At 51.7% G+C, this 23,411-nt stretch carries 19 protein-coding genes; 9 read left to right on the top strand and 10 right to left on the bottom strand.

Annotated elements, in window-relative coordinates:
• The first annotated feature begins 61 nt into the window (after positions 1 to 61).
• Genes P2W70_RS24430 through P2W70_RS24415 form a run of 4 tightly spaced genes read left to right on the top strand, consistent with a single transcriptional unit; the run spans position 62 to position 7,210 of the window.
• Positions 62 to 3,613, top strand: coding sequence for a PVC-type heme-binding CxxCH protein (locus tag P2W70_RS24430; RefSeq protein ID WP_276484168.1), 3,552 nt, complete (start codon positions 62 to 64; stop codon positions 3,611 to 3,613).
• Positions 3,614 to 3,638: 25 nt separating this feature from the next.
• Positions 3,639 to 5,177, top strand: a complete 1,539-nt coding sequence (locus P2W70_RS24425; protein WP_276484167.1) for an MFS transporter — start codon at positions 3,639 to 3,641, stop codon at positions 5,175 to 5,177.
• 8 nt (positions 5,178 to 5,185) lie between these two features.
• The gene (locus P2W70_RS24420) at positions 5,186 to 6,046 is read left to right on the top strand and encodes a sugar phosphate isomerase/epimerase family protein (RefSeq protein WP_276484166.1); all 861 of its coding nucleotides are present in this window, start codon (positions 5,186 to 5,188) and stop codon (positions 6,044 to 6,046) included.
• A gap of 33 nt (positions 6,047 to 6,079) precedes the next feature.
• On the top strand, positions 6,080 to 7,210 hold the full coding sequence (locus tag P2W70_RS24415) for a Gfo/Idh/MocA family oxidoreductase (protein ID WP_276484165.1): 1,131 nt from the start codon (positions 6,080 to 6,082) through the stop codon (positions 7,208 to 7,210).
• Positions 7,211 to 7,315: 105 nt separating this feature from the next.
• Here the strand turns inward: P2W70_RS24415 and P2W70_RS24410 are convergent, their stop codons facing one another.
• Positions 7,316 to 8,434 (bottom strand): TlpA disulfide reductase family protein, encoded by a 1,119-nt coding sequence (locus P2W70_RS24410; protein ID WP_276484164.1) that lies wholly within the window; start codon positions 8,432 to 8,434, stop codon positions 7,316 to 7,318.
• Between the two features lie 319 nt (positions 8,435 to 8,753).
• Here P2W70_RS24410 and P2W70_RS24405 point away from each other — a divergent pair, with 319 nt between their 5' ends.
• The 4 genes from P2W70_RS24405 (at position 8,754) to P2W70_RS24390 (ending at position 12,985) form a co-directional block, all read left to right on the top strand.
• Positions 8,754 to 10,205: a purple acid phosphatase family protein gene (locus P2W70_RS24405; RefSeq protein WP_276484163.1), complete on the top strand. Its 1,452-nt coding sequence runs from the start codon at positions 8,754 to 8,756 to the stop codon at positions 10,203 to 10,205.
• Positions 10,206 to 10,337: 132 nt separating this feature from the next.
• Positions 10,338 to 11,390 (top strand): hypothetical protein, encoded by a 1,053-nt coding sequence (locus P2W70_RS24400; RefSeq protein ID WP_276484162.1) that lies wholly within the window; start codon positions 10,338 to 10,340, stop codon positions 11,388 to 11,390.
• Positions 11,391 to 11,420: 30 nt separating this feature from the next.
• The gene (locus P2W70_RS24395; protein ID WP_276484161.1) at positions 11,421 to 11,645 is read left to right on the top strand and encodes a hypothetical protein; all 225 of its coding nucleotides are present in this window, start codon (positions 11,421 to 11,423) and stop codon (positions 11,643 to 11,645) included.
• On the top strand, positions 11,642 to 12,985 hold the full coding sequence (locus tag P2W70_RS24390; protein WP_276484160.1) for an amidohydrolase family protein: 1,344 nt from the start codon (positions 11,642 to 11,644) through the stop codon (positions 12,983 to 12,985). Before P2W70_RS24395 ends, P2W70_RS24390 begins: the two co-directional genes overlap by 4 nt.
• On the opposite strand, the gene P2W70_RS24385 is transcribed toward P2W70_RS24390, so the two are convergent.
• From P2W70_RS24385 to P2W70_RS24365, 5 genes are all read right to left on the bottom strand, one after another.
• The gene (locus P2W70_RS24385; protein WP_276484159.1) at positions 12,945 to 14,549 is read right to left on the bottom strand and encodes a glycoside hydrolase family 28 protein; all 1,605 of its coding nucleotides are present in this window, start codon (positions 14,547 to 14,549) and stop codon (positions 12,945 to 12,947) included. The two genes, P2W70_RS24390 and P2W70_RS24385, sit on opposite strands and share 41 nt — an antisense overlap.
• A 70-nt stretch (positions 14,550 to 14,619) precedes the next feature.
• Positions 14,620 to 14,940, bottom strand: coding sequence for a hypothetical protein (locus P2W70_RS24380; RefSeq protein ID WP_276484158.1), 321 nt, complete (start codon positions 14,938 to 14,940; stop codon positions 14,620 to 14,622).
• 26 nt (positions 14,941 to 14,966) lie between these two features.
• Positions 14,967 to 15,149 carry a hypothetical protein gene (locus tag P2W70_RS24375; protein ID WP_276484157.1) on the bottom strand — a complete coding sequence of 61 codons (183 nt, stop codon included), beginning with the start codon at positions 15,147 to 15,149 and terminating at the stop codon, positions 14,967 to 14,969.
• A gap of 197 nt (positions 15,150 to 15,346) precedes the next feature.
• Positions 15,347 to 17,614 (bottom strand): DNA/RNA non-specific endonuclease, encoded by a 2,268-nt coding sequence (locus P2W70_RS24370; RefSeq protein WP_276484156.1) that lies wholly within the window; start codon positions 17,612 to 17,614, stop codon positions 15,347 to 15,349.
• A gap of 122 nt (positions 17,615 to 17,736) precedes the next feature.
• Positions 17,737 to 18,330, bottom strand: a complete 594-nt coding sequence (locus P2W70_RS24365) for a short chain dehydrogenase (protein WP_276484155.1) — start codon at positions 18,328 to 18,330, stop codon at positions 17,737 to 17,739.
• 253 nt (positions 18,331 to 18,583) lie between these two features.
• On the opposite strand from P2W70_RS24365, the gene P2W70_RS24360 reads away from it, so the two are divergent.
• Positions 18,584 to 20,164, top strand: a complete 1,581-nt coding sequence (locus P2W70_RS24360) for an arylsulfatase (protein ID WP_276484154.1) — start codon at positions 18,584 to 18,586, stop codon at positions 20,162 to 20,164.
• A 180-nt stretch (positions 20,165 to 20,344) separates the two neighbouring features.
• On the opposite strand, the gene P2W70_RS24355 is transcribed toward P2W70_RS24360, so the two are convergent.
• The 4 genes from P2W70_RS24355 to P2W70_RS24340 form a co-directional block, all read right to left on the bottom strand.
• Positions 20,345 to 21,208 (bottom strand): helix-turn-helix domain-containing protein, encoded by an 864-nt coding sequence (locus tag P2W70_RS24355; RefSeq protein ID WP_276484153.1) that lies wholly within the window; start codon positions 21,206 to 21,208, stop codon positions 20,345 to 20,347.
• An 80-nt stretch (positions 21,209 to 21,288) separates the two neighbouring features.
• Positions 21,289 to 21,687 (bottom strand): type II toxin-antitoxin system HicB family antitoxin, encoded by a 399-nt coding sequence (locus P2W70_RS24350; RefSeq protein WP_276484152.1) that lies wholly within the window; start codon positions 21,685 to 21,687, stop codon positions 21,289 to 21,291.
• A gap of 80 nt (positions 21,688 to 21,767) precedes the next feature.
• Positions 21,768 to 22,358 (bottom strand): Crp/Fnr family transcriptional regulator, encoded by a 591-nt coding sequence (locus tag P2W70_RS24345; RefSeq protein ID WP_276484151.1) that lies wholly within the window; start codon positions 22,356 to 22,358, stop codon positions 21,768 to 21,770.
• A gap of 111 nt (positions 22,359 to 22,469) precedes the next feature.
• Positions 22,470 to 23,204: a hypothetical protein gene (locus P2W70_RS24340; RefSeq protein WP_276484150.1), complete on the bottom strand. Its 735-nt coding sequence runs from the start codon at positions 23,202 to 23,204 to the stop codon at positions 22,470 to 22,472.
• Between the last annotated feature and the right edge of the window lie 207 nt (positions 23,205 to 23,411).

The following is a 23,411-nucleotide window of genomic DNA, read 5'->3' as shown; positions in this document are numbered from 1 at the left end:
TGATTTCCCCACAAAATCCGGGAGATTTGTAGAGATCGCTAAACGAACCCAAATGATTGCCATGCTAAGGAATTCTAACCTCGCCAGTTTGGCCCTGCTCCTTTTTGCTATCCTGTTGCTCAGTGCCGATACCAGGAAAACGGCCCCCGTACCACGCCGCCTGGAGCTCCTCTTCCTCGGTCACAAAAGCAAACACCACGATTCGGAGAAGTTGGCCGACATCCTCACCAAAGAATACTTTAAAGATGGTATTAATATTTCCTATACCGTCAATCCGAATGACCTCAATGACAACGTGCTGAAGGGGTACGATGGCCTCATCGTGTACGCCAACCACGATACCATCAGCAAGGCACAGGAAGCGGCCCTGCTGAAATTTGTACGCAGCGGCAAAGGCTTTATTCCCCTGCACTCTGCCTCCTTCTGTTTCCGTAATTCCCCCGAGGTCGTGGAAATGATCGGCGGCCAGTTCAAAAGCCACAAGTTCGAGTCCTTCCCCTTAGTAGCCATCAAACCCGAACATGAGGTCATGAAGAATGTACCCTTGTTCGAAACGCGCGATGAGACCTATGTGCACGACAAGATCAGCAAGAATATAGAAGTGATCACAGAGCGGGTAGAAGGTAGCCACCACGAACCTTATACCTGGGTACGTCCCTATGGGCAAGGCAGGGTTTTCTATACCGCTTATGGCCACGACGATGCTACTTTCAACAATCCCGGCTTCCTCACCTTGGTGCGCAACGGTATCCTATGGGCAGTAGGCGACGACGCCCGCGCCAACCTCAACGCATTTAAAGTAGCACAACCTACTTACTACGACGGCCCCGTGCCCAATTACGAGAAACGCGATCCTGCTCCCAAAGTGCAATCCTCCCTCTCACCCCAGGAGTCCATGTCATTGATACAGGTGCCCGTCGGTTTTGGTCTGCAACTGTTCGCCGCCGAACCCGATGTGGTCAACCCCATCTATATGAACTGGGACGAGCGTGGCCGCCTCTGGGTAATCGAGACCGTCGACTATCCCAACGAGATCAAAGACGAAGACAAAGGCGATGACCGCATCAAAATACTGGAAGACACCGACGGTGATGGTAAGGCTGATAAGATCACCATCTTCGCCGAAAAACTCAATATCCCCACCAGCTTTGTATTTGTCAATGGAGGCATCCTCGTGAGCCAGGCGCCCGCCTTCCTCTTCCTGAAAGACACCGATGGCGATGACAAAGCCGATGTACGCCAGGAAATGCTTAAAGGCTGGGGCAAAGAAGATACGCACGCCCAGGCCTCCAACCTGCGTTATGGCCTCGACAACAAGATATGGGGCGTAGTAGGTTACTCCGGTTATTACAATGGTAAGAAAGGAAAAGACTCCCTGCGTTTTGGCCAGGGTGTGTACCGCTTCAACCCCAACGGCAGCGGCCTCGAATACCTGTCCAATACCAGCAACAATACCTGGGGACTGGGCTTCTCCGAAGAGTTTGATGTCTTCATCTCCACCGCCAACAATACGCACAGCGCTTTCCTGGGTATGCCAAAGCGTTATTTCGATAAAGCAAAGATCCGGGAGACGGGCGTAGAGAAGATCGAATCGCATTACCCCATGCACGTGGCCACCAAAAACCTTCGGCAGGTCGATGTACACGGTGGCTTCACCGCAGCAGCAGGTCATAGCCTCTATACCGCCCGCAACTTCCCCGCAGCATACTGGAACCGTATCGCCTTCGTGACCGAGCCTACCGGCCGCCTCATACATCGCAACATATTGCAGCAGTCAGGCTCTGGCTTCAAGGAAGACTTTGATGGTTGGAATATGCTGGTAAGCGCCGACGAGTGGGCAGCACCCATCCAGGCTGAGGTAGGGCCCGATGGCGCGCTGTGGGTCACCGACTGGTACGACTTCATCATCCAGCACAACCCAACCCCTTCGGTGGATCGCGGTGGCTACAAAGCAGAGAACGGTAAAGGAAATGCTTATGTAAACCCGCTGCGCGATCACGAGCGTGGCCGCATCTACCGCATCTACAACAAAGACAACGATCAGAAGAATACGACTAAGCTCGACAAGAAAGATCCTGCCGGGTTGATACAGGCCCTCGCCAGCGACAATATGTTCTGGCGTACGACCGGCCAGCGCCTGCTCGTAGAGAATGGCAGCACCACGGTACTGCCCCAGCTCTACAAACTGGTGCAGAACGAACAACTGGATGGCGCTGGTATCAACCCACCAGCCCTCCACGCCCTGTGGACGATGAAGGGCCTCAAGGCGCTGGAAGGTACCAACAAAGAAGCACTGGCCGTTGCCACCAAAGCCCTCAGTCATCCTGCTGCCGGCGTACGCAAAGCGGCCATCGAGGTTTTACCCAAAAACAACACGACCTTCCTGGCGATGCAGAAAGCAGGATTGTTTGAAGATAAGGACATGCGCGTCCGCCTCGCAGCGGTACTGGCTACCACCGATATGACTACTTCGGCCAGCATCGGCAACGTACTGGTCAGCATGGCAGAGCAGGAAGAGAACACGGCCGATACCTGGCTGCGCTATGCGCTCACCATCGCCAGCAAGATCAACGAGGCCACCTTCAAAGAAGCTTTCCGCAAACGGGGCCTCAACGACAACCCGGCTTTGATCGAAGCCTCCATCGCCCAGCGCCTGGCCTTCGGCTCACGTCTCAATACCCTGCCATTGCGCAGGATGTTTGGCCGCAACCAGGCCAGCGATGCCCCCGATCATGACGTAGCCAATAAAGAGATCCTGGTGACCGGTGAGATCGAGCGCATGGCACCCCGTCCCGGTGGCCCGCAAATGCCAGGAACGCCTGGCGTATATACCGGCATGGTAGCTGCCCAGGGCGACCGCAACAATGGTTATGGCCTCTACTTCCTCGAGAATAAAATGTACTTCCAGATCAACCAGGAGGGTAAAGCCTATACGGCGGTTACCCCTACTGAACTCCCCGCGAAGTTTACATTCAAAGCCGGCTTGCTGAAAACAGGCGCCATGCGCCTGCTCATCAACGATAAAGAAGTGGCTACCGCCAAAGCACCTGGCTTGTTTAAAAAAGAGTTGATCGTACCCTTACGCATGAGTTTCGACAACCGAAAGGGCGACGAACGCATCACCAACTATCCCGATACCCTGTTCTTCCTGCGGGCCAACCTCACCAACGGTAAGCTGGAAACCCTCGGGGCTACTGCGGCAGCAACGGCTGCCGCTACCACGGCCACCAAGGTCGATCGTACCATCGTGATCAAAGTATTGAAAGACGTGATGAAGTACGATCAGCAACTGATCACCGTGAAAGCGGGTATCACCGTGCAGTTCGTGTTGCAGAACCCCGACTTCATGCAGCACAACTTCCTCCTGGTAAAACCCAATACAACCGAGAAGGTAGGCCTCGCAGCCGATAAGCTGGCCATGGACGGCACCGGCGCCAAGATTCACTATGTACCCAAAATGCCCGAAGTTTTGCTGGCCACACCGCTGGTCAATCCCGGTGGCAAATATTCCGTCACCTTCAAAATACCCAATGAGCCTGGCGACTATCCCTATATCTGTACCTTCCCTGGTCACTGGCGTATCATGAACGGTATTTTGCGTGTAGTTAAATAACCTTGTCAACCTAAAATAAAACTGCATGACTGCTAACGATTCTGCCAACACAGCGGGCGCCACCGCCACCGCGCGGCCCGATATGAAATTGTTCTATGCCTGTTTCGTGGCATTGGTCACCACCTCCTTTGGGTTCATCCTCCGGGCTGTTACCCTACCCGAATGGGGAACCGCCTTCAACCTCACCCAAACACAATTGGGAGAGATTGCCGGTGTAGGCCTGTGGCCATTCGCGATCAGCATCGTCTTGTTCAGCCTCATCATCGATAAGATCGGGTATAAAACGGCCATGATCTTTGCGCTGATCTGTCACATCAGTTCAGCCATACTCACCATTTTCGCTACCGGCTACTGGATGTTGTACATCGGTACCTTCATCGTAGCCCTGGGCAATGGAACCGTGGAAGCGGTGGTGAACCCCGTCGTGGCGACCATGTTTCCGCGGGAGAAGACCAAATGGCTCAACATCCTGCACGCTGCCTGGCCGGGCGGTTTGGTGCTCGGTGGCATCATGGCCCTGCTGATGGGACCGGGCACCGCCTGGGAGTACAAGATTGCCCTCATTCTATTGCCTACCGTAGCTTATGGCATCATGATGATTGCCCGTAAGTTCCCCCTCAACGAGCGGGTGCAAGCTGGCGTATCGTACAAAGAAATGCTGCAGGAAGTGGGAGCCATCGGCGCCCTCATCATCGTATCGCTGATCGTATTCCAGCTGGGCGCCGTGTTCTCCTGGTCGCTCACCCTCAATATTTCCATCATTGCCCTCGTCACCATCCTCTTTGGTATCTATACCCGCAGTCTCGGGCAACCGCTGTTTATCATCCTGCTGTTGATCATGATACCACTCGCTACTACCGAGCTGGGTACCGATAGCTGGATCACCGACCTCATGACGCCTGCCATGAGCGAGCTTGGCCTGCAGGCAGGATGGATACTGGTATACACTTCGGCCATCATGTTTGTGCTACGCTTCTTTGCAGGGCCTATCGTACATAAAATATCACCGCTGGGTCTGCTGGCCATCTGTTCCATCATCGCCGCCCTGGGCCTCTATATGCTTTCTTTCTCCAGTGGCGTGATGATCCTGCTGGCGGCTACGATCTATGGCCTGGGCAAAACTTTCTTCTGGCCCACCATGCTGGGACTGGTAGCAGAGCGGTTCCCCAAAGGGGGCGCGCTGACGCTCAACATCACCGGCGGTCTCGGTATGATCGCAGCAGGCGTCATTGGCGCTGGTATCCTCGGATTCATCCAGGATAAATCGGTCGATGCGAACATTCTCGCCTACGATAAAGCCAACAGCACCAGTATACACAGTACGTATGTAACCGAAAACAAGACCAGCGTATTTGGTGATTACCAGGCGCTCGATCAAAGCAAACTGGCACAGGCCAGCGCCGCCGAGCAGCAAACCGTTACAGAGATCCGCGACGACGCCAAAAAAGAAGCCCTGCGCTACATCGTTGGGTTCCCCCTCTTCATGCTGTTTTGTTATGTCGCCCTCATCCTGTATTTCAGGTCACGCGGCGGATACAAGGCAGTCACTTTACAAACACAATAAAAGATAGTATGGCTTTGAATATACAGTACGGCGTTAGTACCTGGCTTTGGACTTCCCCGTTCACGACCGCATCGATCGATGAACTATTTCCTAAAATAGCCCGCATGGGCTTCGAGGTGGTAGAGATAGCGGTGGAAGATCCGGCCCTGATCGATGTACAAGCCATCAACCGGGGATTGGAGCAATACGGCCTCAAGGCCAATATCTGTGGCGCCTTTGGCCCTTCCCGTGATTTGACCAACGACGATCCTACCGTACACCAAAACTGCTTCGACTACATTACTGCCTGCCTCGATATTTGTGTAGGTGTAGGTACGGCCTTCTTCGGCGGACCCATGTACTCGGCAGTCGGCAAGGCGCGTATGGTGCCGCCCGACCAACGCAAGCGCGAATGGGACCTGGCCGTCACCAACCTGCGCAAGGTGAGTGAACTCGCAGCGGCCCGCGGATTGCAGATCGCCCTCGAGCCGCTCAACCGCTTCGAGTCCGACCTGGTCAATACCGCAGCAGATGTGCTGCGCATGGTCAACGACATCAACCATCCGGCCGCGAAGATCATGCTCGACGGCTTTCACATGAGCATCGAAGAAAAGAACATCGAACAAGCTATTCGTACAGCAGGTAACCAGCTCATACACCTGCAGGTATCCGAAAACTACCGCGGTACCCCCGGCACCGGACAAACGCCCTGGCAGGATTACCGGAAAGGGTTGGAAGCGATCAACTATAGGGGCACCGTCACCATCGAAAGCTTTACGCCCGATAACAAGGAGCTCGCCGGAGCCGTCTGCTTCTGGCATCCCATGGCCGATAACCAGGACGACTTCGCCACCGAGGGGCTGCGCTTCCTGAAGGACTGGGCCCGGTAAATGACAACACTGATAACTAATAAATTGGCTAATATGAGTAACAAGAAGATCAATGTGGCCATCGTTGGCCTCGGGTTTGGCGCCGAATTCATCCCGATCTACCAGCGTCACCCCAATGCAAATATGTATGCGATCTGCCAGCGCAATCCTGAAAAGCTCAAAGAAATAGGGGATGCCTGGGGCATAGAGAAAAGGTATACCGATTATGATGAGCTGCTGAAAGATCCCAACGTCGATGCCGTACACATCAATACCCCCATACCCGATCACGCGGCTCAGTCCATCAAAGCCCTGAAGGCCGGCAAGCATGTGGCCTGCACAGTGCCCATGGCTACTTCGGTAGACGACTGCCGTCAGATTGTGGAACTGGTGCAGCAAACGGGCCTTACCTATATGATGATGGAAACCGTGGTCTATGCCCGCGAATTCCTGTTCATGAAGGAACTGTATGAAAAAGGCGAACTGGGCAAGGTACAGTTCCTCAAAGCCAGTCACCAGCAGGATATGGACGGATGGCCCAATTACTGGCCTGGCTTACCACCCATGCACTATGCCACCCATTGTGTAGGCCCCGTATTAGCCCTCACCAGGGGAGAGGCGGAGTATGTTTCCTGCTTTGGTTCCGGCACCATCCGCGAAGAATTGCAGGCACATTACAATTCCCCCTTTGCGGTGGAGAGCACACACATCAAATTTCGCAATGCCGACCTGAGCGCTCATATCTATCGGTCGTTGTTTGATACCGCCCGCCAATACCGCGAGAGCTTTGAAGTATATGGAGAAAAGAAATCGGTAGAGTGGCCCCTGATAGAAGGTAAACCCCTGGTAGTACATACGGCAAAGAAACCCGAGCCCGAAATTCCGGAAGAAGTGGTGTCGCCCGACTATGCGCACCTGTTACCAGAGCCCATCCAGCGCTTTACCACCAAAGGTGTGTACGATGAAGACGATCACCAGCACCTGTCGTTCACGCAAGGCGCCGGCCATGGTGGATCGCACCCGCACCTGGTGCACGAATTCGTATCGGCGCTGGTGCAAAACAGGTCACCTTATCCCAATGCCGTACAGTCGGCCAATATTACCTGCGTAGGTATCCTGGCACACGAGTCGGCCCTGCAGGGTGGCGCATCGATCAAACTGCCCGATTTTACGTTCGAAAAATAAGTGACGACAGCGTGTGAATCCATCACGCAAGGAGAGCTGTCCGATCGCATCCCCCGCTACAAGCAACTGAAGGAGCTTGCAGCGGGGGATGTTTTTTGGCAGTATTTATTTAGAAGAAAGTAGGGATTTCAACACCGGCTTTGCTTTGTCGATACCCAGGTAGCGGCCCACCACTTTACCTGCAGGGTCTATAAGAATGATCGTAGGGAATACATGCACTTCGTAAAGGGTATGGATGGGTTTAGTACCCGAAGCATCGCCTGCGGCAGCATTCGATATCACCTGGGGCCAGGGCAATTTGTCTTTCTGAACGGCCTGCCGCCATTTGTCGTCTTCATGGTCTACCGATACGCCAATAAACTCGATCGGCTTATTTTTATACTTATTATACAGCCCGATCATTTCCGGGTGTTCCTTCCGGCAGGGTACACACCAACTGGCCCAGAAATCGAGCAGCACATATTTGCCACGGTATGGCGACAGCGACATATTTTTACCGCTTAGGATATCTACCCGGGTAAAATCAACGGCGGGGTCTGCATCCACGGACCGCAGTTTATCGATCCTGGTTTTGATCAGCACGCCATTGCCACTGTTTTGTATACGAGGGCTCAGCCCGGCATAGAACTGCTCTATCGTGTCTACAGGCATTCTTGCCATTTGTATAGATAGATTTATCCCGGTAACATAAGAATCACCATGTGCCCGGAAAAAAGACGTTTCAGCGGCATACAACTCCTCGAAATAGGGCGCCAGGCGTTCCCGGATCATCTTGATCGTATCCTGGTTGCGGGTGCGAGAAAGGCTATCCAGCGTTGTTTTGTATTTTAGGTTCACGGGCGCCAGCCATTGCTTGTAGGCTTGTTGTTCGTCATTCGTACGGCCACCGGAAATAACCGTTTGCTTCAACATACTGTCGCAAACCATGGTTAGCTTGCCAGCCTCCACCCAGAAATCGATCGACCGGTCTTTGGCTCGCCCTTCCTGTTTTAATGTCAGCGTGGCATACCCTGGCTCACTGATGCTTCCCTTGAAGGAGAAAGTAGTACCGGTCACCATGGCACTATCACGCGTATAAACTCCGCTATTGACATAGCCCAGGTAAAGCTTGCCGGTAGTGGGCGGTAGCGTGCCATTTATTTCGAAGGGTTCCTGCGCCCGCATGGTTACCGTGATAAACATAAGTAGCAGCAAAATATACAGGGGAAGATGTTGAACGCGCATAAGAGAGATGTTTAGAAGGTTGAAAATAAAACACCCATCTTAAACATAAAAACTACAATAAATTCCAACCTTTTCACCTTTAACTACTCCCTGGTATTCGACGCTGGTGATCCAGGCCCTGGTTGATCACCCCACTTATCAATTAATTGTTAGGCCTTACCCGCTGACTAAGTAGCATTTACCCACCTTGCACACCTTAATCATTTGGTAACATACCAGCGTATACACCACCCGCAGGAATACTGTCTATTTGCATTTTACTTCATATAGCTTTGGTGCACCATGCGTGCACCAAAGCCGTCTAAACCAAGGTGCAACCATGATCATCCGTTTCGCAACTGTACTCAGCCTGCTCACCGTATCGATGAGCACACAGGCGCAACAGCCAACGCCGGCACAGCCAACCGCTGCTGCGCAACCGGCTACGCCGCCCCGGCCCGCCTTTGCCCAGCGCAAAGTAGAGCTTACCCAGTATCCGGCCACCCCCGTACCCGATCGTATCATCCTCTCCATCGGCGCTAATCCCGCTACTACTATGGGCGTAAATTGGCGTACCGATACCACGGTCACGGCGGGGTACGCCGAAATAAAAATAGCCACCGCAGCCCCCGAGGCCAGCGATGCAGTACGTATTCCATCGGTGGTAACGCCGCTGCTGTTGGAAGACAGCCGGGCCCATTACCACGAGCTCACCTTCACCAACCTGCAGCCCGAAACGCTGTATATGTATCGCGTAGGCGACTCGGTCAACCGCAGCGAGTGGGTACAGTTCCGCACCGCCGCTACCACCTTCAAGCCCTTTGCGTTCCTGTATTTCGGCGATGCGCAAAACGACCACAAAACCTGGTGGTCACGCACCATCCGCGCCGCCGGCCAGCGCCAGCCAGATGCTGCCTTTATGTTGCATGCCGGTGACCTCATCAACCGCACCAATGTCGACACCGAATGGGGCGAATGGTTCTATGCAGGCGGTTGGTTACACAGCATGATCCCGGCATTGCCCACACCCGGCAACCACGAGTATTACCGCGACGACAACCGCAAGCTTACGCTGACAAAGCACTGGCGCCCCCTGTTCAACATGCCGCTGAATGGTCCTGCCGGACTGGAAGAGGTAGCCTATTATGTCGACTACCAGCAGGTGCGTATCATCTCACTGAGCTCGCAGGCGTTATTGCTCAATCCCACCGATAGCATCAGCCAGGTGAAATGGTTGGAGGAAGTATTGCAAAACAACCCGCAACAGTGGACGATCCTCACCATGCACCACCCGGTATTCTCCACCGGCGAAGGACGCGATAACGAAAGCCTGCGCAATGCCTTCCAGCCCTTGTTCGAAAAATACCATGTAGACCTCGTACTGACGGGGCACGATCATACCTATGGTCGTGGTATCGACGAAACCTCGCCGCATACCAAAAAGACAGCCCTGAAAGGCCCCGTATATGTAGTGTCCGTGAGTGGTCCCAAAATGTATGTGCACTCGCTGAAGCCCTGGCTGCAGCGGGCGGCAGTCAACACACAGTTGTACCAACGGGTGATTGTCGAAGAGAAGAAACTGCGCATGGAGTCGTACACCGTAGCAGGCGAGCTCTACGATGCCTTCGATATCGTGAAGAAGGGCAATGGCAAAAAAGAGCTGATCGACTGGGCGCCCGGCCTTACCAAAGAAAAGCTGGAGCTGCCGGAAACCTACCGCAACCGCTTTACCCAGCAGGAGAAAGCAGCCTATGAAAAGCGTAAGAAGGACTACCTCGACAGAAAACAATAAACCAACCTCCCAACAGATGATGTCGCAGGCCTCCCGCAAGGGGAGGCCTGTTGCGGTTTGTACCCAACCAGCCTGCTAAAATACCGTGTTTACACCCTTGACTCAGATGGTAACCCAGCCGTACATTCAGGGATGCAGTTCGTCTCCACACTCATGAGCACCATCCTCTGTATGGTCCTCATCTACGCCTTGCTGAGCTTGCTGGTGAGCACCCTCACAGAAGCCCTCAATAGTTATTTCCAGGAAAGATCACAGCTGCTGTACCGCACGCTGAGTAAGCTGTTCGAAGATGGCATCAACGTCAATTTCGGGCAAATGCTGTACAGCCATCCCATGGTCGATAACCTCAAGAAGGATGTGCAGTCGCTGCCCCAGTACATCAGCGACAGTACTTTTGTAGCATCACTCATCGATGTGGTCGCCAACTATGGGCGTACCTACAAATTCGACCAGGATACCAAGAAGATGTTGCCGCAGGCCCCCGTCGAAGCGGTGCCCAAGCCCCAGCCTGTCGCCAAGGCCGATGGTGGGGTAGCGGCAGGCGTACCGACTACTGACCAGCCTGTTCAGCCTCAGGTAATCACCCTGCCGGCCAATATGGGGGGCAATGTTACTTTCCAGCGTTTTATACAGGGGGTATTGAAGATGGAGCATACACCGCTGAAGCTGCTGCTCATGAATATGATCGAGCGGGCAGCCGCCAACAACGAGCAGAATCCATTGCCGCAACTGCAAAAAGAACTGCAGGTGTGGTACAACAACCAGATGGAGCGCATCTCCGGTTGGTACAAGAACTGGATCAGGACCCGCCTGTTTTACATCGGCCTGTTACTCGCACTCGTACTCAACATCGACAGCATACACCTGTTTCAAACGCTGTACCGTAGTCCCGACCTGCGGGCGAAACTGGAACCCATCGCCGAACAGCTGGCCGACAACTATGCGAAGCTGAAAGCGGATACTACCCTCACCAACGAGCAACGCACCATGCAGGCGGCCGTACTCACCAACTTCATCAAAGACAGCTCCGCGTATAAGAACGATACGGCTTTGCAAAAGGTACGCAGTTTCATCCTGCAACTCGATTCGGCCCAGGCACGGCGCGATACCGCGACCGCCAGGAACCGGCTCACCGCCACGGAGCAGTTGGATAACCTGGTGTCCCTGGGCATACCCATTGGTTGACGCAAAGACCGCGCGCCCTATAGCTGGACCTTGAATTACGACAGCCTCGCCAACCTGCCCAGCACGGTGCCCGGCTATTTTACCACGCACCTCAAGTTCAATGGCTGGAACTTTTTCTATTACGTAGCAGGCATATTGATCACCGCCTTTTCGCTCAGCGCAGGGGCACCCTTCTGGTTCGATATGCTGATGAAAGTTGTCAATCTCCGTCGGGCAGGCGCCAGGCCCGCCGAAACTAAAACCAATGCATCATGAGTGCTCCATTTACCAACGCACACGCACATATATTCACGTCCAACCACGCGCCCGATTATTTCCTGGAAACAGTGATCAAAAACGACACGCTGGCGCGCTGGGCCAAAAAGCTCCTGCAGAAAGATGGTACCCGCTGGGCCATCAAAGGGATCTTGAAGGCGGTTGGTTTTTTCAGTGCCAAAAACAGGCAGATCATCAACCGTTACCTTGAGTTTGTGAAGATCGGCACCTCGGTCAACCAGGCAAAGATATTCGAGAACATCAGCCGGGCCTATGCACAGTTCCCCGGTCACCGCATCATTGTATTGACGCAGGTGCTGGATTACCTCGATCTGCAGGATACGAAGTCCCACCACCTCCGCATTCGCTCGCAGGTGGAAGAAGTGGCCAACATCAAAAAGAATGCACTGTACCAAAACCATATCAATCCCTTTCTCGGCGTCGATCCCCGGCAAACCGGCTTCGATCTGCTGAAAGACTGGGTGCAGAAATACCTCAGTCCCGATGAAGGTTTTTGTGGTATCAAGCTCTATCCCGCAGCCGGTTTCTTTCCCTTCGATAAGCGGCTCTATCCCATGTACAAATGGGCAGAAGAAAACGACATACCCATCATGACCCATGCCACCCGCAGTGGCTCCTTTTACCTGGGTAGTTTCGATTCCATCCTCAACACCGGCATCCTGGCACTCACCGACCTCGATCCCAACGATCCCCTGCACGCGAAGATCCTGGACCGGGTACAAAAGCTTGTCGCTGGTAAAAGCTGGCACAAGAAGAATGAAGTGTGGTGTAACATCTTTGGACACCCAGAGAATTATGAAGTAGTATTGAAAGACTTTCCGAAACTCAAGATATGCCTGGCCCACCTGGGTGGGGGCGATGAGGTCACGCGCAGTGTAAAGAATGAGGTGAATAAGAAATTCCCCGACTTCCTGCAGGACAATTGGTACACGCTGATCCTGCAACTCATGCAAAAGCATCCCAACGTGTATTCGGATATCTCGTACACATTGGCCGATGATAAAGCAATGGAAGTGATCGTCAAGTATTTCGCCACCAATCCCATCGATAAGTTTCAGGTGCCCCTGATCCAAAAGCTACTGTATGGTACAGACTTCTACCTTACCCAGGTAGAGCTAAAGGGCGATGAGATCAACCTGCAGCAAAGTTTCCTGAAATGCTTCACCGATCCTAAGATGGCGCGTACGGTGGCTTATGATAGTCCCGACAGGTACCTGACGTCAAAGATCAATCCGCCCGATCCGCCGCCACCACCCGTAGTAGAGGCCGCGCCGCTGGCTATTCCTGGCGGCGCCACGAATCCGACAACCAATCCATAGGTTTCGCCGGCGTACATTGTTGAAAGCGGATACTGTCGGTCAGGTCGCCGGCCTGTTTCATGCGTAGTCTGCCTGAAGTCTTGAATATGACGGAGTCAAAAAGGATCTGTCGTCCATCCAGTACGGAGATGACAGAGTCATCAGTGATCACAATGGTATTGCGCACCGTAAACCTTTTCACATCCCGGGCCGCGATCAACTTCTTACTGGTCTTTACCAACGCATTTTCAATCAGCAGGTTTTCTACCGGCGATTCCGGAATGCCGGATATATCTACGAACATACTGGCTTTCTCGATCACCAGATCTTTCGCAGTAATATCCCGAAAGCGCGGTGTATAAGCGTTGATGGCACGGGCAGGCAACCGCTCGGCCAGTTCGCCTACATGCGTTTTGCTGCCCAGCATATCGAATTTGAAAGCCTCACCCCGCAGTATCATGCGGATGCGTTCATAGTAAATATTTTCACCACCGCCACCACGGGGCCGGCGTGTTTTGAAGCGGATGCCCACACCTGTTTCGCTGAACACGCAATCCTGCACCGATACGTTACGGATCATGCCCGCCGTTTCACTGCCCAGCGTAATACCACCATGGCCTTCCAGGGCCAGGCAATGGCGGATCACGATGTTCTCCGAAGGCCTGTTCACACGCATGCCATCTTCACCGCGGCCGGCTTTGATGGTGAAGCAGTCGTCACCGCTGCTGAGGGTACAATATTCAATAAGCACATTGCGCGAAGATTCAATGTCGATACCATCACCACGTGGTATGCCTACCGAGTACACCGATACACCACGGATGATCACACCATCGCAGTACACGGGTACAATATTCCAGAAAGGCGTTTGACGCAGCGTCACCCCTTCGATGTATACATTGCGGCAGTTGATGGGGGAGATGAACATCGGCGGAAAGATCACTTCCTTATTATAACCTTCATACACGCGTTCGGATACAGGCTTGTCGAGGGGAACTACGTTTTCGATCACATCGGTCGTCATGATCTGGTCTTTGAGCGATCCGCTGGCGGGTCCTATCAGCGTACCCTTTCCCGTCACGGCAATATTTTCCTGCCCGTTAGCATAGATCAGTGCACCGAGAGACATAAGCTCAATGCCTTCATTGCGCGTAAATACGGCGGGGCGATAATCTTCCACCGCACCACTGAAATGCAGTTCGGCGCCTTCCGCGATATGGAGGTTTACGTTGCTTTTAAGGTGGATGCGTCCGGTAAGCCATTTGCCCGCAGGCACAGTTACCGTACCGCCACCACGATGGCTCACCACATCGATGGCCGACTGAATAGCTTTTGTAGCCAGGCCTTGTTGCGTGGCACCTTGCTCGATGATGGAAATGGTCAGTGCGGGGAATACCGGTTTATTGAAAGCGGGCAGGGGAAAGGGTGCCGTTACGGGTGCAATAGCCTCTGGCAGGCGGGGAGCGCCTACCTGGTCGATCGTAGGGATCACAGCAAGCCTTGCAGTTGGTTGGTCAGCTTTACGCGAAGAAGTACAGCTCATACAACACAGCAACCACAACAGGCAAAGACTACAATATTTCATACGGCCACGATTGATAAGTCGCTAAAATACAGTGACATCGCTTGTGGCGTATCCTGTACCGTCCTGCGGCCTACTGGTCGTTGCCTTCCACGTGTGTGGTCACGTCACGGCTGTTGATCGCCCGGTTATTTTGAATAAAGATCACCACCTCGTCATCGGGTAGGGGCGAGGCTAGCCGCTCTTTGAAATCCTGCACCCAATTGTTCACGGCTTCGCGTACCGTCATGCCATTGCCAAAGATGCCGAGTTCGGGATCGGGCCCCAGCAGGCAACAGTACTCTTCCCCGTTCCGGTATACGGTCGGGCGAAACTCCTGCACTTCAGCAGGAAGATCTACACTGTCATAGTCGATCTTTATAAGGAGCTCTTCAGGAACTGACAATTGTTGCATATGCTATACTTTGATGATGCAAAAGGTTAATGGGTCTTCAACCAGGCAATGATGTTAACCCGGATAGGTCCAGCCATCTTGATGGCGTTTTTGATTTGCTCATGGGTCTTGTCGGGATACTGCTGGTGCAGGTATTCCACTTCAGAAGGGTCATTGATGTCTACGCGGATATCATCTTGCTTTCCAGTGTTTTGCTTGTTGTCACTCATGGCTGTAGGTTTTACCAATGCTTTTGCAATCATTGTACCACCCAGGCCTGCAGACAGCGCTGTGTAAACGTTGCCACAGGTGCGCTATCACATTGATCTATGATAAATTAGATAGGGTATACCCACCTACAAAACAAAAACCCCGGCCAACTGCCGGGGATGCTGTGGTTCGTCGCCTTTCCCCTTTTCCAGGGAAATTATTTGCGCCGGTGTCGCTTCACCAGCGTCTTTACGTCATCTTCAGAGGTAAGCCTGATAGATTCATGACCATTGTCGGCTATAAACGTGTCGAAGGGTTGCAGGTCGTCGAAGTTGAGTTTGGTTTCCCGGGCCAGCGAAGCTATGCTCACCTGGTATTCGGCAAACTCCTCGTTTTGGTCGATGTCGATCGCTTCAAAGTCGATATCCTCCACCAGGTCTTCCTGCGATAATTTGAAAGCCGTCGCTTTCAGGTCGCCATCGTCATTGATCCACAATACGATCTTGTAAAAGGCCATCGGCACCTGGATGCCGCGAAACACGGGATCACTGTCTTTAAAGATAGGGCCGTTGAAGACGGAGATCTTTGCCGTACGGCCGCGTTCCAGTACAGCGCCATCTTCCAGTACTACTTTTTCCAGTTTACCCCACAGGCCCTTCCGACTGCTCTGGTTGAGCAAATTAATCTGCGGACAGGCATTGGGATACATGCAAGTCATATCGGCAAACAGTTTGGCGTCGGCGGCGGTGGTTCCCCAGTTGGCATCTTCACGACGGCTCATATGCCCCCGGTCAAATCCGCTGCCTTTATAGAAGCTGTCGCCCAGTTGAATATCCAGGGGGATGCGGTTGTCGCGTAACCACACGTCTTCCCGTTTGCTATCGTCCTTGCGTTTGTTGGGGTCGCCGTCTACATTGATGGCACTGATGATGGGCATCATGCGCACCGAATGAAAGATGAGGCTGTAGTGATGGTATTTTAAGACAACGCCATCAGAGCCGCTTACTTTGGCGATGAACTTGCTGATGCTCTTTTGAGGTTGCGGTATCGGTATGTCGAATTTGGGGCCGAGAAAGCGCGATTGGTAGCCTTTGCAGGCGGAGAAGTCCATTTGCTTTTCTACATCGGCTTTTTTGATCTCCTGCAGTAGCTCGTCGGAGAGGGCAGGGGTACCGATGGCGGCAGTGCTTACTGTTGCTGTGGCATTCCCGTTGGCAGCAGGCGCGGCGCCATTCGAAATACTGATCTGTATATGGCCGCGGCTCTCGATGAGCGAGGCGGGAAAACTGATGTGTACGTTTTCGGAGTTTGACATAATTGGATGATTGGAACTTACGGAATCGCTTGTTTCCTGTATTGCCCGGTCGGCGGTAGTGGTGTTGGTCGCTTCCTGGCTATTGACCTTGCCGTTACCGATTTTCTCGCCATCGGTGGTAATGATGGCGCCCCCTGCCGCTACGGCCCCGGTGCTGACGCCGATGCTGAGTTGGCGAATGAGGGGATGCTCGGGAAAGGCGGCGTGAATGTCTTTGAGGATCACGCTGGTGCGGATGCCTTCGTTGGCGATCCAGTGAATGCGGGCTACGTCGATCTTGCCGTCGATGAGGGGAAGTACCTTGCCGTCTTTGTCGAGGTAGTCACCGGCCGCGTTGCGCGAAGCGATGCCCATATGGTGCAGCGCTACTACCTGCCATTGGTCATTGAAGACGGGGCTGCCACTGCTCCCCTGTGCCGTATCTGATTCATACCAGATGGTCGTGGGCATGATGCGGGTAAACAGGTTTTCGCGGATGGAAAGCTGTTTGTAGTCGCCGTCGGGATGGTGGATGATGTTGAGACTTTCTTCGCCTTCGTTGCCCACCTTGCCCAGGGCGGGGTCGAGGAAAATATAGCCTATAGATTGCAGCGAAACCTGGCCACTGATATCTGTTGGTTTGACAGCCACGAAGCAGTAGTCCAGTTCTTTCACCGTGTGGAAGAAGGTAGCGCTGTCGAGTTCGAAGGTGATAGGTTCTTTGCCGCGGCCGTGCGCGTCGAGTTCATAGTTGAATTGCACTTCGCTGTTGGCTACGGCGTCCTGGGTTTTGAAGACGTGCCAGTTGGTAAGTAGCAGGGTGTCGGTGACCATGAAGCCGGTGGCAAAGCCGAGGTTTTTGTTGCCCTGGCGAACCACGATGCGACCTACTTTTTTCTTGGCGTCGACGATCAGTTCGATGAAGTTACTGTAAACGGAATCGTTTTTGCCGATGGCGCGTTCGAAGGCAAATTCGGCAGGCTCCTGCGAGATGGCTTCGAGCATCTCTTTGCGTTTTTCCATATTCTCACCGGTGGACAGAATGCTCCCTTTGGCGGCAGGGAGTACAGAGGGAGCCACTACTTCCAGGCTTTCTTCGGGCGCCAGGGCAGCGATGGTACGGCCCGATTGATTGGCCCAGGCATCATAACGACTGGCCGCCTTGTCGAGTTCTTCTACAGGCACTAACATGTGGAGGGTGTTTTAAGTCCCTCAAATCTACCCGCATCGGTAAACTGCCCATACCGTGTTTTCACGGAATTTATAGCTGTTTTGTGCGAACAATTACGGTAACGGGTCCTGTCGGGCTTAAGCTAGGGTTTGATGACCTGCCCCGTATGAGCTCCAAACAAGCTCTTGCGGAACGCATATTCCAAAGCCTGCATAGTGGTGGGTACTTCGCCGGGGAAGTAAGGAAAATATTGGGGCGAACTTTCCAGCACGGAGGGGCTCACGGCATTGATGCGCAGACCAGGTGCCAGTTCAATGGCAGCGGCGCGTACAAAGCCTTCTACGGCCGCATTGGCAGCGGAGGCATTGGCAAAATGCTTTTGCGGCTCGTAGGTCAGTACGCCGGTGATCAGCGTAAACGATCCGGGGGTATTGATAAAGTGCTGGCCGATCAGTACGAGGTTGATCTGTCCCATCATCTTGCCTTCGATGCCGGTGCGGAAGGTTTCGTTGTTGAGGTTCTTCCAGGGGCCTACATACGTGGGGCCGGCGGTGCTGACGAGCGCGTCGAAGGGCCCCACCTGCTGGTACATGCTTTCGATGGAGGCGGGGTTCGTAATGTCTACTTGTATATCGGCACCCTTCCGGCCGGCGCGAATGATATCATGTTCCCTGCCAAATGCGTTGGTTAAATAACTGCCCATCGTGCCGGAGGCACCTACAAGAATGATCTTCATGAACTATATTTTATGGTGAAAGTTGATACCACAAAATTACCAGGTGGTGACGCCAGCGCAGTAGCACAATGCTGCAGTTGAATAGCACGTATCGAAAGTACTTGCGGAAAGCGTCGGGTGAAGAACCGGGGTAAGTGACTTTGCACCTATTTACAAAATTAAGCGCATTATTCTTTTTTTGGGTTGGCGGCTTATTAGAGGCTTAAGTGTCTTTAGATAAAAAAAACATTTTTCCACATAAAAAGTGAATACTATGGCGACTCGTATCAAAGGAATGGCAATGATCACAAGCTTATTCCTGCTTTTTATTGCCAACGCCACACTGGCACAAAAGAAGCCTAACATCCTGGTAATCTTTGGAGATGATGTTGGGCAAACGAATATTAGCGCCTATTCGTTTGGCGTAACAGGTTATATGACGCCAAATCTCGACAAGCTAGCCAAAGGAGGACTGATGTTTACAGACTACTATGCCGAAAACAGTTGCACGGCTGGTCGCTCCACCTTTATAACAGGCCAGAGTGCCAAAAGAACGGGTTTGTCAAAAGTAGGGGTACCAGGCGCTCCTGTTGGGTTGCAAAGTCGCGATATCACGATTGCGCAAGCCCTTAAACCGTTGGGGTATGCCACTGGTCAATTTGGGAAAAATCACCTTGGTGACCGAGATGAGTATCTTCCTACAAATCATGGCTTTGATGAATTTTTCGGCAATCTTTATCATCTAAACGCCGAAGAAGAACCTGAACATCCGGCATGGCCCAAAGACGATCCTGCATTTAAAAAATCATATCAGCCCCGCGGTGTTATTCACTCCACCGCCGATGGGAAAATTGAGGATACTGGTCCCTTGACGATTAAAAGAATGGAAACTGTAGATGATGAAACAACCGGTGCTTGCATGGAATGGATTAAACGCCAGGCTCAGGCAGGAAAGCCTTTTTTTACGTGGATGAATTTTACGCGTATGCACCTTCATACACACATTCGCCCTTCGATGCTGAATCGAGCCGGCATGCCAGGAAACCAGTATGCAGATGGTATGCTGGAAATGGACGACAATGTTGGCAAACTGCTTAATCTTCTTGATGAGCTGAAAATTGCAGACAATACGATAGTTATTTTCACTACCGACAATGGCCCCAACCAATTTAGCTGGCCTGATGCGGCAACTACGCCTTTTAGAAGCGAAAAAAACACCAACTGGGAAGGAGCTTTTCGGGTACCGGCATTTATTCGCTGGCCTGGTCATATTAAAGCAGGCGGTGTAACCAATCAAATGTTCTCAGGGCTCGACTGGTTTCCGACATTGCTCGCTGCAGCAGGTAATACTACTATAGTGAATGACCTGCTAAAAGGTTCAAATGTTGGAGGGAAAACGTTTAAAGTGCACCTGGATGGGTATAATCAGCTTGACTTTCTGACCGGCAAAACCAATAAGAGTTTCCGCAACGAGTTTATTTATTTTAATGACGATGCACAGTTGGTAGCCATTAGATATGGTGATTATAAAACGGTTTTTCGCCAGCAATCTGCACCCGCGGGATTTGATGTTTGGAAAGATCCTTTTATCGTGTATCGGGTTCCTAAATTGTTCAACCTGCGTATGGATCCGTATGAAAGAGCAGATCTCACCTCTTACGAATACTACAAATGGGTAGTAGATAACGATTTTCTGGTTTTTCAGGGTGGGCTGCATGCCATCGAATTTTTACAGACTTTTATAAAATATCCACCTTCTCAACTACCAGCGAGTTTTTCGCCGGATGGTGTAGAGGCTGAAATTAATGAGATCAATGACAAAATACTGAAGGTGCAAAGTCCTGTTGGTAAATAGCATATTAGACGGTAATGGTATTTGCACGACTATTAGCGTAGCAGGGATCAGTTGATAAATAATAAGACGGAGGTGCGCCACGAAAGTGGTGCACCTTTTACTTTTATCTGCTTGCAATATGGCGTTAAGCCTTGATCTCTATTGTCACCAATGACAATAACCGTCATATACTAATAGCACCTATCGAAAGTTCTTGCGGAAAGCGTCTGGTGAGGTGCCGGTGTGTTTTTTGAAGAAGCGGATGAAATAGGAAATATCTTCATAGCCCAGGTGGTCGGCAATTTCTTTCACCTGGTGGTGGGTGGCCAGCAAATGTCTTTTGGCTTCCAGGATGATTTGGTCGTTGATGAGTTCGCTCACGGTTTTGCCGACGGCGCTTTTGGTGATGGCGTTCAGCTGGTAGGGCGAGAGGCGCATAAGCTCGGCGTACTGGGAGGTACTTTTGAGGCGGGTGATCTGGGCGTCGAGTAATTGCTGTAATTCTTCGAACCGGTCCTGGCTATAGCCATTGTCTGCCCGGGGGATGGTGCCCGGGTTGCGACTTTGCCGGATATAGTGCAGGAAGAACAGGTCGAGGTAGGCCTGGATAGCCTCCAGGTAGCCGGTAGGCTGGGTGGTGAATTCCAGGTGCATGTTGGCGAGCAGCGATTGCAGCTGGTGGAAGGCAGGGGTGGTAACGGCACAGAATTGTTTGTGGGAGGCTTTCAACCAGCGTTGTTGATGGGTAGGGGTACGGGGTTGGTAAAAGGCGTTGTCAAATTCTACAATGAAACCTGTGCTGTTGGCGGCCAGTTCCAGGCGGTGGGCCTGTCCCGGGCGGAGGATAAAGATGGAGTGATCCTGGATGTTGTATTGGGTGAAGTCGATTTCGTGCGTGCCCGATCCTTGTTGTACGGCGAGGACGAAGAAAAAGTCATGCTTGTGGAGCTCGTGAACCAGCTTGCTCCCGTTGAGCAGGTCTTCTATGGTGCGGATGCTGAACCGTCCGGTAGGGCTGGGGTCTTTGGGGGCGGAGGTGATATGGCGTACCGGTATCGGTTTCATGGGGGCAAAGGTAGTAAAAGGTGTTTTCGCCTTGCAAAACACCATTTCAATATTGTAGGGTAATAGCGCTCAATATCAAGTTACAATTCAACGGCCAGGAGTTCACTTCCAAGTTTGTGTAGTGCCTCTTGAATTTTTTTCGCTTGTAATCGTCGCGGTTTCTTTAAGCCAGTAGCATAATGTTGAAATTGCTTCTGGTTAATGCCCGTAATACGTTCCAGGCCAGAATTGGTAAATATTCCTTTGTAATGCTTTAGGAAACTTTGCGCGTCGTATTTATAAGTAATAGTGTATTTCCCTTCAAGGATAGCGGGAATGTGCTTTGGGTCATTATGTTCCTTCAGCAGCCTGATTGCATCCAGGGTAGACTTAATTGCTTCTTCAACGGTGTCGCCGCCTCCATATATGCCTGGAACGTTATCAGCATATGACGAATACATGTCTTTCGTCTTTTCGATATTGATTTTTACGACTTTCATTTTAATTGTATTTGGTTGTAGGGAAAGGAGCTTATTTAAGGTCCTGGTCCGGCCCTTTTGTTAATTAGGTGCAAGATGTATCAGTTGCCGCATGGATGCCAGAAAGAGTAGCGGCCATAACGACGTATCATTTTTTCAGGTGCGCCTACATATGATGCCAGGTGCTTGGAGGATACACGTTTGGTCAGCTCAGGATGTTTTTTTGCGAGCCAGGTACATTTTTGGAATGCAGATTTTTCTAACATGATAGACACCGCTTCCCTTAGCTGAGAGTTATGCTGGCAACCCAGGCGGATTAAAAAATTATATACCGCTAGGTATTTCTCAATCGTCGAATGTAAGTCAATATAAGACATCGCATAAACAGTAGTGTCTTCCAGTGCATGGAGGTATTCGTTGCCAGGCAGCGTTTGTTTTACGTTCTGAGGTAGCAGAAAGAATTCCCCCTCTTTTGTAAATGTCCTGGTTGCCTCTTTGCCAGTTGTTTCGCAATTGGCATAGCAGCGCAATAAACCTTGGGAAACAAAATAGAAGTCATGGCTCACGTCGCCGGCTCGTAGAAGGTATTCTCCTTTTTTAAAGGTTTGGCAACGGATAAGCCGTGCTAAATGAGTATTAATTTCATCAGACAGAGGGCGCATGGCATTGATACACGCAATCATTTCATTCATAACAGTGGTTTGTTTTTGATAGGTATGCTCTGGTAAGAGCATATTACATATACGAAACCAACCCGACTGTAGATTTAGGCAACGCGTTCTATAATCAACGCCCCGGTCTGGCTACTCATTCGGCTCTGTCTCTATCAGCTGCTTATACGGCTGTTCATAACCGCGCACCGCAGGAATGATCCTGATGGGTTTATTTTTCTCAAAATCCGCCTGGCTGGGGAATTGTATGACATGGGCAGGTGATAGGTCACGGTTGAAAAGCGCTATGAGGTCAGACGTGTTTTGATATTGCAAGTTGCGAAAGTTCTGCTCATGTATGTTCATGAGCTCATCTGTCCATTCATTAGGAAGCTCTTTTTCTCGCCTGTATTGCTTGTAATACAACACACGATACCATTCAAAAGTAATGTCTTCCTCCTGAAACAGCTGTTGATTAAAGAACAGCTTCGAGGCAATACGCTTATACTGTACTGCAGTGATATTCGTAAACCAATAGAGCCGATTTGGGTTGGGGTTATTATGACCTGATACCAGATAAATCTGCCTTTTAGTGACGATCAATTTCAGTGAACCATCAATATAATCACTTGGCCATACGATCTCATAGCCATGCTTTTTCTTATCGTACCTGGTGTAGTCACCGGAAGGTAAATACAAGACATCTGCCTGCAGGGAGTAAATATTGTCTGGAATGACATAGGACATATTGTTCCGATCAAATGCCGGCACCACCACTTTGGCACTGTCGATAGGAGATATGACAATACGCAGACTGTCATGTGCGGATTGTGTGTGGCCCGTAATGGTTGCTAAGAGAAAGAAATTGGAGAGTAAAAGTCGATACATGGCGTCAGGTTATAGGTTTTCAGCGATTGCAGGCGATGCAGCTGGTTTCGTTTGCTCAGCCGTGCACCAGCGGACGGGTAAATATAGCAGATATCGTTTATGGCGTGCAGTAAGTGAAAGCCAGAAATATGTTAAATCCGGTGTTCGCATACCCAGTGGTTCAAGACCTGACTGTAGTCGTATGGAAATCCCGCTATCTTGCACCTT

The sequence above is a fragment of the Paraflavitalea pollutisoli genome (assembly GCF_029360705.1).
In the GTDB taxonomy this organism is placed as follows: Bacteria; Bacteroidota; Bacteroidia; order Chitinophagales; family Chitinophagaceae; genus Paraflavitalea; species Paraflavitalea pollutisoli.
Note: the sequence above shows the minus strand (reverse complement) of the source record. Positions and strands in the feature narration are given on the sequence as shown.